The sequence below is a fragment of the Maribellus sediminis genome, from assembly GCF_011799805.1.
In the GTDB taxonomy this organism is placed as follows: domain Bacteria; phylum Bacteroidota; class Bacteroidia; order Bacteroidales; family Prolixibacteraceae; genus Draconibacterium; species Draconibacterium sediminis_A.
On sequence record NZ_WXUB01000001.1, the window covers coordinates 953,579 to 967,760 of the forward strand.

Sequence of the window (14,182 nt, forward strand, 5' to 3'; positions counted from 1 at the left end):
TGATTTAAAAGATAAATAAATTAAAATTTTGCAGTTATGGCTAAAGAACATTTTAACAGGGATAAGGACCATGTAAACATTGGTACTATTGGCCACGTTGACCATGGTAAAACTACCCTGACCGCAGCTATTACTATGGTATTAGCTAAAAAAGGATGGTCAGAAGTTAAAGCATTTGACCAAATCGACAATGCTCCTGAAGAAAAAGAAAGGGGTATCACTATTAACACTGCTCACGTAGAGTATCAGACAGCTACTCGTCACTATGCGCACGTTGACTGTCCTGGACACGCCGACTACGTTAAGAATATGGTAACTGGTGCTGCTCAGATGGACGGTGCTATTATCGTTGTTGCTGCTACTGATGGTCCTATGCCACAAACACGTGAGCACATTCTTCTTGCTCGTCAGGTAAACGTACCTAAATTGGTAGTATTCATGAACAAAGTGGATATGGTTGACGACGAAGAATTATTGGAACTTGTTGAAATGGAAATCCGCGAACTGCTCGATTTCTATGAATTCGACGGTGACAATACACCTGTTATTATGGGTTCTGCTCTTGGTGCATTGAACGGAGAGCCAGAATGGGAAGAAAAAGTATTGGAATTGATGGAAGCTTGTGATACCTGGATTCCACTTCCTCCACGTGATATTGACAAGCCATTCCTTATGCCTGTTGAAGATGTATTCTCGATCACTGGTCGTGGTACTGTAGCAACTGGTCGTATCGAAACTGGTATGGTTCACACTGGTGACGAACTGCAGTTGATTGGTTTAGGTGCTGAAGGTCGCAAGACTGTATGTACTGGTGTTGAGATGTTCCGTAAGATTTTGGATGATGGTCAGGCTGGTGACAACGTAGGTTTGTTGTTACGTGGTGTTGACAAAAAAGAAATCAAACGTGGACAGATCCTGGCAAAACCTGGTTCAATCACTCCTCACAAAAAATTCAAAGCTGAGGTTTACGTATTGAAAAAAGAAGAAGGTGGACGTCACACTCCATTCCACAACAAATACCGTCCTCAATTCTACCTGCGTACTTTGGACGTAACTGGTGAGATTCACCTGGAAGCTGGCCGCGAAATGGTTATGCCTGGTGATAACGTAACCATCGAAGTAGAATTGATCTACCCGGTAGCATTGAACATCGGTCTTCGTTTCGCAATCCGCGAAGGTGGTCGTACAGTAGGTGCTGGTCAGGTTACTGAAATTATTGATTAATTCGATAGTTCACATATAAGAATATAAGTCCCGGGCTCTTGGGCCCGGGACTATTTTCGGTTGAAACTCGAAGTTGGGAGTGGTTAGTTAACAGTAAGTTCGAATCTTACCTTCCGATCAAAACAACGAACATTTACAGATGAAGTTAAAAGTATACATCCAGGAAGCTTACGACGAGCTGGTGCATAAAGTAACATGGCCAACCTGGAAAGAGCTGCAAAGCAGCGCATTGGTAGTAATGATTGCTTCCTTTATTATATCATTAGTTATCTTCCTAATGGACCTGTCATTCAGGAACATTATGGATTTTGTTTATGGTTTATTTTATTAATCAAAACCTTAAGTCGAGATGAGCGAAAATAGTAAAAAGTGGTATGTTCTTCGTGCTATTGGAGGCAAAGAGAAGAAGGTAAAAGAATATATCGACAACGAAATCGCAAATGGAGATCTAAAAGGTTTTGTTGATCAGGTTCTAATACCAACCGAAAAAGTTTATCAGATCCGAAATGGTAAAAAAATCAGTAAGGAGCGAAACTTTTTTCCGGGGTATGTTTTAATCGAAGCTGCATTAGTGGGTGAAGTTGCACACACACTAAGGAATTTTCCTAACGTAATCGGATTTTTAGGCGACACCAAAGGTGGAGATCCGGTGCCGATGCGGCAGAGTGAGGTAAACAGGATTTTAGGTCGTGTTGACGAATTAGCGGAAACCGACGAAGAAATCAATATCCCATATGTGGTAGGCGAAACTGTAAAAGTTATCGATGGACCATTCAACGGCTTTAACGGAACCATTGAAGAAATCAATGAGGAAAAGAAGAAGCTGCAAGTGATGGTGAAGATTTTTGGACGTAAAACTCCTTTAGAGCTTAGCTTCATGCAAGTTGAAAAGGAATAGTAACGCTTTAATTTATTGTTATGGCGAAAGAAATTGCTGGATTAATTAAATTACAGATCAAAGGTGGTGCAGCTAATCCTTCACCACCGGTGGGACCAGCATTGGGTGCCAAGGGGGTAAACATTATGCAGTTCTGCAAACAGTTTAACGGGCGTACACAAGACCAAGCAGGGAAAGTGTTGCCGGTTATTATTACTGTTTATGCCGACAAGTCATTCGACTTCATAATTAAACAACCTCCTGTGGCTGTTCAATTGTTAGAGGCTGCTAAGTTAAAGAGCGGGTCATCAGAACCACATGTTAAAAAAGTGGGTTCTGTAACCTGGGATCAGGTAAAACAAATTGCCGAAGGCAAAATGGAAGACCTGAACTGCTTTACAGTAGAATCAGCAATGAAAATGGTAGCTGGAACTGCCAGAAGTATGGGAATCACTGTTAAAGGTGCTTCACCATTCAATAACTAAAAATATCTTTTACGATGGGCAGAATTACGAAAAATAAAAAAGCGTCTTTGGAGAAACTCGAAAAAGGAAAGGTATACTCAATCGACGAGGCAGCACAATTGGTAAAGGAAATTACTTATACCAAATTCGATGCTTCTGTTGATATCGATGTACGCCTTGGAGTTGACCCAAGAAAGGCTAACCAGATGGTTAGAGGCGTAGTTTCGTTACCCCATGGAACCGGAAAAGAAGTACGTGTTTTGGCTATGGTTACTCCTGACAAAGAGCAGGAAGCCAAAGATGCCGGAGCAGATTATGTAGGTCTCGACGATTTCGTTGAGAAAATTAAAGGCGGTTGGACTGACATTGATGTTATCATCACTATGCCACCGGTTATGGGAAAAGTAGGGCAGTTAGGACGTATTCTTGGTCCTCGTGGCTTAATGCCAAACCCTAAAAGTGGTACCGTAACTATGGATGTTGGTAAAGCCATCTCTGAAGTAAAACAGGGTAAAATCGATTTTAAAGTGGACAAATTTGGTATTGTTCACACTTCAATCGGTAAAGTTTCATTCACTCCTGAGAAAATCAAGGAGAATGCTGTTGAGTTCATCAACACCATTAACAAACTGAAACCTGTTGCTGCAAAAGGAACCTACATTAAGAGTATTTATCTTTCCAGTACCATGAGCCCTGGTATTCAGGTAGAATCTAAGTCGTTTGCAGAATAAAAATAGGAATTATGAAGAGTTCAGAAAAACAAGTTATTATAAATAATTTACAAGAACAGATAGATTCATACGACCATTTTTATCTGGCAGACATTGCAGGCTTAAACGCTGAAGATACCAGTGAGTTAAGGAGACTATGTTTTAAACAAGATGTAAAACTGGTTGTTGTTAAGAATACACTCTTACGTAAAGCTCTTGAAAGTTCTGAAAAGAACACCGAAGAAATTTACGATGCACTAAAGGGAAACACTTCCGTAATGTTTACGACTGTCGGTAACGTTCCTGCTAAACTGATTAAAGAATTCGCTAAAAAGCATAAAAAGCCGGTATTAAAGGCTGCTTTTGTTGAAGAATCAGTTTACATGGGAGCTGAGCAATTGGATGCTCTGGTTGCCGTTAAATCGAAAAACGAACTTATTGCAGATGTTGTTGCTCTGTTACAATCACCAATGAAAACTGTTCTTGGACAGTTGCAATCGGGTGGTAATATTATCCACGGTGTTCTTGATACACTGAAAGAGAAAGAATAATTTTTTTGAAATAATATTTAAAAAGAAATAAAAATGGCAGATTTAAAACAGCTTGCAGAAGAGTTAGTAAACTTGACTGTTAAAGAGGTTAACGAATTAGCTGGTATCCTTAAGGATGAATATGGTATCGAACCAGCTGCTGCTGCAGTTGCAGTTGCAGGTCCAGCCGCTGGCGGTGGCGAAGAAGCTGCTGCTGAACAAACTGAGTTTGATGTAATCCTGAAATCAGGTGGTGCATCAAAACTTGCTGTTGTTAAACTCGTTAAAGAATTAACTGGCCTTGGTCTGAAAGAAGCCAAAGCAGTTGTTGACGAAGCTCCTAAAGCACTGAAAGAAAAAGTGTCGAAGGACGAAGCTGAAGCACTGAAAGCACAGTTGGAAGAAGCTGGCGCTGAAGTAGAATTAAAATAACGCATTATTACCTATTGCACAATAGGTTATACGGTTTAGAATCCATCGGGAGATGGGTTCTAAACCTTTTTGTGTATTTATATTTTATATCTCATTAACCTGTATAAATACATGTCAGTAAATACAAGACAAGAGAGGATTAATTTTTCCTCAACACAAACCAGGTTTGATTACCCTGACTTCTTAGAAGTACAAGTTAAATCGTTTAAAGACTTTTTTCAGTTAAAAACCACTCCCGACGACAGGAGGAATGAAGGTTTATACCAGGTATTCGAAGAAAACTTTCCTATTTCTGACACCAGAAATAACTTTGTGTTAGAATTTCTCGATTATCAGGTTGACCCTCCAAGATATTCCATCGACGAATGCATCGAGCGTGGTTTAACTTTTAGTGTGCCGTTAAAGGCTAAACTCAAATTGTATTGTACCGACCCGGAACACGAAGATTTCGACACTGTGGTGCAAGACGTGTATTTGGGTACTGTGCCATACATGACCGAAAGAGGTACATTCATCATCAACGGAGCGGAACGGGTTATCGTTTCTCAGTTACACCGTTCACCGGGTGTTTTCTTCGGACAGAGTGTACACGCCAACGGTACAAAACTTTATTCAGCACGTATCATCCCATTCAAAGGTTCGTGGATTGAGTTTGCAACAGACATTAACAGTGTCATGTTTGCATACATCGACAGGAAAAAGAAATTACCTGTTACCACCTTGTTACGTGCTATCGGATTTGAGAGTGATAAAGATATTCTCGAAATCTTCAACCTTGCTGATGAGGTAAAAGTTTCAAAAACAGGTCTTAAAAAAGTAGTTGGTCGTCGACTGGCTGCCCGTGTTCTTAAATCGTGGGTTGAAGACTTTGTTGATGAAGATACAGGAGAAGTGGTTTCAATCGAGCGTAACGAAGTTATCATCGATCGTGAAACCGACATTGAAGAAGATCATATTGAAGAAATCCTTGATTCAGGTGTAAAAACCATTCTTCTGCATAAAGAAGATCAGAATCAACAGGATTTTGCCATTATATACAATACTCTTCAAAAAGATCCATGTAACTCAGAAAAAGAAGCAGTACTTCACATTTATCGCCAGTTGCGTAACGCAGAACCGCCGGATGAGGCTACTGCCCGCGACGTAATCGATAAACTGTTCTTCTCTGACAAACGTTACGATCTTGGAGAAGTAGGTCGATACCGTATTAACCGTAAACTCGGAATCGATGTTGACATGGAAAACCGGGTTCTTACCAAAGAGGATATCATTGAGATTATCAAGAACCTCATTCAGTTGGTGAACTCGAAAACTGATGTTGACGATATCGACCACCTTAGCAACCGTAGGGTACGTACGGTTGGCGAGCAAATGTTCAACCAGTTTGGTGTAGGTTTGGCTCGTATGGCCCGTACCATTCGCGAAAGAATGAATGTTCGCGACAATGAAGTGTTTACACCGATCGATTTGATCAACTCGAAAACACTTTCATCGGTTATTAATTCATTCTTCGGTACCAATGCACTTTCGCAGTTCATGGACCAAACCAACCCGCTGGCTGAGATGACGCACAAACGTCGTATGTCGGCATTAGGTCCTGGTGGTCTGTCGCGTGAAAGAGCAGGTTTCGAAGTACGTGACGTACACTTTACACACTACGGACGTCTTTGTCCGATTGAAACACCTGAAGGACCGAACATCGGTTTGATTTCTTCGTTGTGTGTATTTGCAAAGATTAACGATCTAGGTTTTATCTCAACTCCGTACCGTAAGGTTGAAAACGGAAGAGTGGATCTTTCAGAAGCAGGTGCTGTTTATTTAACAGCTGAAGAAGAAGAAGGAAAGATCATTGCTCAGGCCAACGCACCGATCGACGAAGATGGTAATTTCATTAACGAGCGTGTTAAAGCACGTTTGGACGGTGACTACCCTGTTGTTGAGCGTGAGAAAGTTGAGCTGATGGACGTAGGTCCGAACCAGATTGCTTCTGTTGCTGCATCGCTGATTTCATTCCTTGAGCACGACGATGCTAACCGTGCATTGATGGGATCGAACATGATGCGCCAGGCAGTTCCGCTTCTTCGTCCTGAAGCGCCTATTGTAGGTACAGGTTTGGAAGGTAGAGCTGCTGCCGACTCGAACATTATGGTAAAAGCCGAGTTCGATGGTGTTATCGAATTTGTTGATGCAAGACAAATTATCGTACGTTACGATGTTTCTGAAGATGACCGTTTTGTAAGTTTCGACCCTGAAGTTGTTACTTACAACCTTCAAAAATATACTAAAACCAACCAGGGAACAACAGTTGACCTGAAGCCAATTGTTGTTAAAGGTCAACGCATTAAACAAGGCGAGATCCTTACCGAAGGTTATGCAACCGATAAAGGTGAATTAGCACTCGGACGTAACCTGATGGTAGCATTCATGCCATGGCAGGGGTACAACTACGAGGATGCGATCGTGATTTCGGAGCGCATCGTTCGCGAGGACGTATTTACTTCGGTTCACGTTGATGAATACAGCCTTGAGGTTCGCGATACCAAACGTGGTGTTGAAGAATTTACTTCTGATATTCCAAACGTTAGCGAGGAAGCTACCCGCAACCTTGATGAAAACGGTTTGATCCGTATTGGTGCCAACGTAAAACCTGGTGACATTCTTATCGGTAAGATCACTCCAAAAGGAGAATCTGATCCTTCACCTGAAGAAAAACTGCTTCGTGCTATCTTCGGCGACAAAGCAGGCGATGTAAAAGACGCTTCACTGAAAGCTTCTCCATCGCTGAAAGGTGTGGTTATCGATAAAAAGTTATTCTCTAGAGTAACAAAAGATAAAAAAGGTAAAGCCACAAAAACACTGCTCGATCAGATCGATGAAAAACTGGATCGCGATATAGCAGGTTTGAGGGCTAAACTCGAAGATAAACTGTTCACACTGGTAAGTGGTAAAACTTCTCAGGGAGTAAAAGACTACTACGGAACAGAAGTAGTTGCAAAAGGTGTGAAATTCACCTTGAAACAACTTCAGGAACTTGATTACATGACGGTTAATCCATCAAAATGGACAACCGATAAAGATAAGAACGATCTTATCTTCCGTGTGATCAATAATTACATCATGAAGTGTAAAGAAGCTGAAGCGGTTTCACGTCGCGAACGCTACAATGTTACCATCGGTGACGAACTTCCTGCAGGTATCATCCAATTGGCAAAAATTTACATTGCCAAAAAGCGCAAGCTTCAGATTGGTGATAAAATGGCGGGACGTCACGGAAACAAAGGTATTGTTTCAAGAGTAGTTCGTGCTGAGGACATGCCGTTCCTGAAAGATGGTACACCGGTTGACATCGTGCTTAACCCACTGGGTGTACCTTCGAGGATGAACCTTGGACAGATTTACGAAACTGTACTTGGATGGGCCGGAAAGGAACTGGGATTAAAATTTGCAACTCCGATTTTTGATGGTGCAAGCTTAGAGGAAGTTTCAGAATATACTGATAAAGCAGGCGTGCCAAGATTTGGAGAAACACGTTTGATTAACGGTGAAACTGGTGAACCTTTCGACCAGCCTGCAACCGTGGGGATTATCTATATGTTGAAACTGGGCCACATGGTTGAAGACAAAATGCACGCCCGTTCAATCGGACCATACTCGCTTATTACACAGCAGCCATTGGGTGGTAAAGCCCAGTTCGGTGGTCAGCGTTTTGGTGAGATGGAAGTTTGGGCACTCGAAGCATTTGGTGCTTCTCATATTCTGCAGGAAATCCTTACCGTTAAGTCGGATGACGTAATGGGACGTGCAAAAGCTTATGAAACCATTGTGAAAGGTGAGCCGATGCCGCAACCGGGAATTCCGGAGTCGTTGAACGTACTGCTTCACGAATTGCGCGGTCTTGGACTTAGCGTTCGTATGGAGTAGAATATTTTAAGGTTCAGTTTAATAGAATTTAATTTGAATTATGGCATTCAGAAAAGATAATAAAGCAAAAACGAGTTTCTCAAAAGTATCTGTGAGCCTTGCATCTCCTGAAGAAATTCTGGAAAGATCGTATGGTGAAGTGCTGAAACCGGAAACCATTAACTACAGAACATATAAACCTGAGCGCGACGGTTTATTTTGCGAGCGTATTTTCGGACCTGTAAAAGACTACGAGTGTCATTGCGGTAAATATAAACGTATCCGATACAAAGGAATCGTTTGCGACCGCTGTGGTGTTGAAGTTACCGAAAAGAAAGTACGTCGTGAAAGAATGGGCCACATCTCGCTGGTAGTTCCTGTAGCTCATATTTGGTATTTCCGCTCGTTACCAAACAAAATTGGTTACCTGCTTGGTTTGCCAACCAAAAAACTCGACTCGATTATTTACTACGAACGTTATGTAGTAATTCAGGCGGGTGTTAAAGCCGAAGACGGTGTTAAACAACTGGATTTCCTTACTGAAGAAGAATACCTGGATATTCTGGATTCACTTCCAAAAGAAAACCAGTTCCTTGATGATGACGATCCAAACAAGTTTATTGCGAAAATGGGAGCGGAAGCGCTTTATGATATTTTGGCAAAAATTGAACTTGATGATTTGTCATTTAACTTAAGGCACAAAGCTAACACCGAAACGTCGCAGCAACGTAAAAACGAAGCGTTGAAAAGACTTCAGGTAGTAGAGGCATTCAGAGCCAGCAAAAACCTGAACCGTCCGGAATGGATGATCGTTCGCGTTGTTCCTGTAATACCTCCGGATTTGCGTCCGTTGGTGCCGCTGGATGGTGGACGTTTTGCCACTTCCGACCTGAACGACCTTTACCGCAGGGTGATCATTCGTAACAACCGTTTGAAACGACTGATCGAGATTAAAGCACCTGAGGTAATCTTAAGAAACGAGAAACGTATGCTACAGGAAGCTGTAGACTCGTTATTCGATAACTCGCGTAAAGTAAACGCGGTAAAAACCGAAAACAACCGTGCACTGAAATCACTGTCCGACAGTTTGAAAGGTAAACAAGGACGTTTCCGTCAGAACCTGTTGGGTAAACGTGTTGACTATTCTGCACGTTCGGTGATTGTTGTAGGACCTAAACTTCATATCCATGAATGTGGTCTTCCAAAAGATATGGCTGCAGAGCTTTACAAACCTTTCGTAATCCGTAAGTTGATTGAGCGAGGAATTGTAAAAACTGTAAAATCGGCCAAAAAAATTGTCGATAGAAAAGACCCGGTTGTTTGGGAAATTCTTGAAAATGTATTGAAAGGACATCCTGTAATGTTGAACAGGGCGCCCACACTGCACCGTCTGTCAATTCAGGCTTTCCAGCCGGTACTGATCGAGGGTAAAGCGATTCAGCTGCACCCGCTGGTATGTACAGGTTTTAACGCCGACTTCGACGGTGACCAGATGGCTGTTCACTTACCATTAGGTAACGCTGCAATTCTGGAAGCACAGCTTTTGATGCTGGCTTCGCACAACCTGCTTAACCCTGCTAACGGAGCACCTATCCAGGTACCATCGCAGGATATGGTTCTTGGTCTGTACTACATGACCAAGCCTCGTAAAGGCGGCCGTGGCGAAGGAATGATTTTCTATTCAGCAGAAGAGGTTGCCATTGCCTATGCAGAAAAAGCAATCGATTTGCACGCCATCATCAAAGTAAAAGTTGAAGATGTTGATGAAAACGGTGAGTATTTCAATCACATTATCGAAACTACTGTTGGTCGCGTAATATTCAACGAATTTGTTCCACGTCAGGCAGGTTACGTAAACCAGTTGCTGACCAAGAAATCGTTGAGAACCATTATTACCGATGTATTCAACAAGAGTGGTAATGCGATTACCGTTAAGTTCCTCGACGATATTAAAAACCTTGGATACACCATGGCTTATCGCGGTGGATTGTCTTTCAACCTTGGTGATGTTATCATTCCTGAAGATAAGGAAAGCATTGTAAGCGAAGGTTACGAAGAGGTTGAAGAGGTTATCAGCAACTATAACATGGGTTTCATTACCAACAACGAGCGTTACAACCAGGTTATTGATATCTGGACACATGCCAACGCGAAATTGACTCATTCGGTAATGAAGACCTTGAGTACCGACCGTCAGGGATTCAACTCAATTTATATGATGCTCGACTCCGGAGCTCGTGGATCGAAAGAACAGATCCGTCAGCTTTGCGGAATGAGAGGATTGATGGCAAAACCACAAAAATCAGGATCAACCGGTTCACAAATTATCGAGAACCCGATCCTCGCCAACTTTAAAGAAGGACTTTCGGTACTGGAGTACTTTATCTCTACCCACGGTGCTCGTAAAGGTTTGGCGGATACCGCGCTTAAAACAGCAGATGCGGGTTATTTGACCCGTCGTTTGGTTGACGTTGCTCAGGACGTAATTATTTCTGAAGACGACTGTGGAACGCTGCGTGGTTTGATTGCTGCCGATGTGAAAAACAATGAAGAAGTAGTTGCTTCACTGTTCGAAAGAATCATTGGACGTACTACTGTTCACGATATTTATCACCCGCTGAATGGTAACCTGATTATTAAATCGGGTGACGAAATCACAGAGGATATTGCTCGCGTGATCGAGGATTCTCCGATTGAAACCGTTGAAATTCGTTCGGTACTTACCTGTGAATCAAAAGTAGGTGTATGTGCTAAGTGTTATGGTCGTAACCTGGCCAGTGGAATGAAGGTTCAGAAAGGTGAAGCTGTTGGTGTTATCGCTGCACAGTCGATCGGTGAACCTGGTACTCAGCTTACACTGCGTACTTTCCACGTGGGTGGTATTGCAGGTAACATTTCTGCGCAGTCTACTGTTGAATCGAAATATGATGGTTACTGTGAAATCGAAGAACTACGTTCAGTAGAATTCAAAGATAACGAAGGTAAAGATCGTGTGGTAGTTGTTAGTCGTTTGGCCGAATTGAAGATCATCGACAAAAACACCAATATCCCACTTTCTACTCACCCACTGCCATACGGTTCTAAACTGTATGTGAAAAACGGTGAAGAAATTCGTAAAGGAACACTGATTTGTGAATGGGACCCATTCAACGGTGTAATCATTACTGAATTCGACGGTAAGATTGATTTCGAGAACCTGATTGAAGGTATTACATTCCGTGAAGAATCGGATGAACAAACCGGTTATAGCGAGAAAGTAATTATCGAAACCAAGGATAAGACCAAAAACCCAACATTGAGAATTGTTGATAAGAAAGGTGAAATGATCCGTTCTTATAACCTTCCGGTTGGTGGTCACATCGCGGTATCGCAAGGTCAGGAAGTTAAGGCCGGTACTATTCTGGTTAAAATTCCACGTGCTGCTGGTAAAGCAGGCGATATCACCGGTGGTCTTCCACGTGTTACCGAGTTGTTCGAGGCACGTAACCCATCGAACCCGGCAGTTGTTTCCGAGGTTGATGGTGAAGTTTCACTGGGTAAGATCAAACGTGGTAACCGCGAAATCATCGTTACTACTAAAACCGACGATGTTAAGAAGTACCTTGTACCACTGTCAAAACAAATCCTTGTTCAGGAGAACGACTATATCAGGGCAGGAACACCGTTATCAGATGGTGCTACTACTCCTTCTGATATTCTGGCAATTAAAGGACCGACAGCTGTTCAGGAATATATCTTGAATGAAGTTCAGGACGTGTACCGTATGCAGGGTGTAAAAATTAACGATAAACACTTCGAAGTTATCATCCGTCAGATGATGCGCAAAGTGGAAATCGTAGACCCGGGAGATACACGTTTCCTTGAAAAACAAGTTGTTGACAAAAACGAATTCTCTTCAGAAAACGACTGGATCTACGGTAAAAAAGTAGTAATCGAGCCCGGTGATGCTGAGGATTTGAAAGCTGGTCAGATCATTTCTGCACGTCGACTGAGAGATGAAAACTCACAGTTGAGAAGAAAAGATAAGCAACTGGTTGAATCGCGTGATGCAATTCCTGCAACATCGAGCCAGATCCTTCAGGGAATTACCAAGGCTGCACTGCAAACCCGTAGTTGGTTATCAGCTGCATCCTTCCAGGAAACCACTAAGGTTCTTAACGAAGCCGCTATCAACGGTAAAGTCGATTACCTCGACGGATTGAAAGAGAACGTTATTTGTGGTCACCTGATCCCGGCCGGTACCGGTTTGAAAGAATACAAAAACCTGGTTGTAGGTTCGAAAGAAGAATACGACAGGTTGGTTGATATGCGTCATACAACGACGAATAGCTAAAACATAAAGCAAAATGGAAGATAAAAAACAAAAGTCACAACAGATCAATATTGAACTGAGCGAGGAGGTAGCCCAGGGGATTTATTCTAATCTGGCAGTTATAACTCATTCAAGTTCAGAGTTTGTAGTGGATTTTGTCCGGATAATGCCGGGTGTTCCAAAAGCAAATGTAAAATCAAGAGTTATTCTTACACCGGAACACGCAAAACGTTTATTGATGGCTTTGCAGGACAATATTGCAAAATATGAAGCACTGCACGGTCCTATCAAGAATGTAAAACCGGGTTCGGATCCTTCGTTGCCACCAATGAACTTTGGTGGGCCAACGGCACAAGCATAAAACATAATAGATGCGAAATAGAAAAAGGGAGTCAATAGGCTCCCTTTTTTATTTTGGAGTTGCGAAAGCAGGCATTATTTCCTGAGTTTTTTCCTGTATGTTAAAAGTTATCTTAAAAATTAAAATTATTGGCAATAAAATAGTGCACAATATAATAGTTGACTATATTTGTGCCGGCATGAAAGAAACTTTAGCGTTAGATAATCAGGTATGTTTTCCGGTTTACACTTTAGCCAGGGAAATTATCGGCAAGTACCGTCCTTTTCTTGATGAGTTGGACATTACCTACCCGCAATACCTGGCATTAATGGTGCTGTGGGAAAAAGGAGTGCAAACTGTAAATCAGATCGGAGATAACTTATTTCTGGATAGTGGAACTTTGACCCCATTGTTAAAACGAATGGAACAAAAGGGGCTATTAACCAGAACAAGGAAACAGAGCGATGAGCGGGTTGTGGAAATCGCGTTAACGCAAAAAGGGGAATTGTTAAAAGAGCAAGCTGCTTTGGTTCCTCAGAAAGTAACAGAAGCCATGGGAGTAAGTTCCCAGGAACTATTGGAACTTAAACAGATAGTTGCCAAAATTCTGAACATCGCTAAAAATTCTGATGTAAATTCTTAATACTTAGGAGTCTGCTTGCCCACATTTGAAAGTTTTAGCTAATCGGGCCTTAATCACATCACGAAGTTTAATATTGATTTTATTATAAAGAGAACAGAAAATGATACTGGAAGATTTGAAATGGCGTTACGCCACAAAAAAGTACGATCGTACGAGAAAAGTTGCACAGAAAGATATTGATAAAATAGTGGAAGCTGCACGATTGACTCCAACTTCATCGGGGCTTCAGCAGTTTCGCGTAATCGTGATATCAAATGAGCAATTAAAGAAAAAAATTGTACCTATTGCTATGGGGCAGGAAATTGTGGCCGAGTGTTCGCACCTACTTGTATTTGCTGCCTGGGATAAATATACCGAAGAACGTATCGATTCGATATTTGATTATATCACTGATCAGCGCGGTTTGCCTAAAGGACGCTTTAAATCATATACTGATAAACTTAAGGCATTATATCTACCTCAAAGCGCCGAGGAAAACTTTGTACATACTGCCCGACAAGCCTACATTGCATTGGGCCTGGCGCTTACACAGGCAGCCGAACTTAAAATTGACAGTACCCCGATGGAAGGGTTTGATAGTCAGCAGCTGGACGAGCTCTTAGGACTTGCCGATAAAGGGTTGAAAAGTGTTATTTTACTTCCGCTTGGGTATCGCGACCAGCAAGGAGATTGGCTTGCTCCAATGAAGAAAGTAAGAAACCCAAAGGAAGATTTTATACTGGAATACAATTAAATGTTTGTACTACAGAT

At 42.0% G+C, this 14,182-nt stretch carries 12 protein-coding genes; all 12 read left to right on the top strand.

Translation table 11 applies throughout. From position 1 onward, the window contains the following. The first annotated feature begins 36 nt into the window (after positions 1 to 36). The 12 genes from tuf to HFD85_RS03785 all read left to right on the top strand — a co-directional run bounded on the left by tuf (position 37) and on the right by HFD85_RS03785 (position 14,165). Entirely contained in the window at positions 37 to 1,224 is a 1,188-nt protein-coding gene (tuf, locus tag HFD85_RS03730) for an elongation factor Tu (RefSeq protein ID WP_167605258.1), read from the top strand. Between the two features lie 139 nt (positions 1,225 to 1,363). Further along, positions 1,364 to 1,555, top strand: coding sequence for a preprotein translocase subunit SecE (gene secE / locus HFD85_RS03735; RefSeq protein ID WP_167605259.1), 192 nt, complete (start codon positions 1,364 to 1,366; stop codon positions 1,553 to 1,555). Between the two features lie 18 nt (positions 1,556 to 1,573). Then, entirely contained in the window at positions 1,574 to 2,122 is a 549-nt protein-coding gene (gene nusG, locus HFD85_RS03740) for a transcription termination/antitermination protein NusG (RefSeq protein ID WP_167605260.1), read from the top strand. A gap of 20 nt (positions 2,123 to 2,142) precedes the next feature. Continuing rightward, entirely contained in the window at positions 2,143 to 2,586 is a 444-nt protein-coding gene (gene rplK / locus HFD85_RS03745) for a 50S ribosomal protein L11 (RefSeq protein WP_167605261.1), read from the top strand. A 14-nt stretch (positions 2,587 to 2,600) separates the two neighbouring features. After that, entirely contained in the window at positions 2,601 to 3,296 is a 696-nt protein-coding gene (rplA, locus tag HFD85_RS03750) for a 50S ribosomal protein L1 (protein ID WP_167605262.1), read from the top strand. 11 nt (positions 3,297 to 3,307) lie between these two features. Further along, positions 3,308 to 3,826, top strand: a complete 519-nt coding sequence (gene rplJ, locus HFD85_RS03755) for a 50S ribosomal protein L10 (protein ID WP_167605263.1) — start codon at positions 3,308 to 3,310, stop codon at positions 3,824 to 3,826. Between the two features lie 33 nt (positions 3,827 to 3,859). Beyond that, complete coding sequence (gene rplL, locus HFD85_RS03760; RefSeq protein WP_167605264.1) at positions 3,860 to 4,237, top strand: 50S ribosomal protein L7/L12; 378 nt, start codon at positions 3,860 to 3,862, stop codon at positions 4,235 to 4,237. Between the two features lie 111 nt (positions 4,238 to 4,348). Beyond that, positions 4,349 to 8,158, top strand: a complete 3,810-nt coding sequence (gene rpoB, locus HFD85_RS03765) for a DNA-directed RNA polymerase subunit beta (protein ID WP_167605265.1) — start codon at positions 4,349 to 4,351, stop codon at positions 8,156 to 8,158. 40 nt (positions 8,159 to 8,198) lie between these two features. Next, positions 8,199 to 12,470 (top strand): DNA-directed RNA polymerase subunit beta', encoded by a 4,272-nt coding sequence (gene rpoC, locus HFD85_RS03770; RefSeq protein ID WP_167605266.1) that lies wholly within the window; start codon positions 8,199 to 8,201, stop codon positions 12,468 to 12,470. Between the two features lie 13 nt (positions 12,471 to 12,483). Further along, positions 12,484 to 12,810 (top strand): DUF3467 domain-containing protein, encoded by a 327-nt coding sequence (locus tag HFD85_RS03775; protein WP_167605267.1) that lies wholly within the window; start codon positions 12,484 to 12,486, stop codon positions 12,808 to 12,810. 178 nt (positions 12,811 to 12,988) lie between these two features. Continuing rightward, complete coding sequence (locus HFD85_RS03780) at positions 12,989 to 13,432, top strand: MarR family winged helix-turn-helix transcriptional regulator (protein ID WP_167605268.1); 444 nt, start codon at positions 12,989 to 12,991, stop codon at positions 13,430 to 13,432. A 100-nt stretch (positions 13,433 to 13,532) separates the two neighbouring features. Further along, complete coding sequence (locus HFD85_RS03785; protein ID WP_167605269.1) at positions 13,533 to 14,165, top strand: NAD(P)H-dependent oxidoreductase; 633 nt, start codon at positions 13,533 to 13,535, stop codon at positions 14,163 to 14,165. The last annotated feature ends 17 nt before the right edge of the window (positions 14,166 to 14,182 follow it).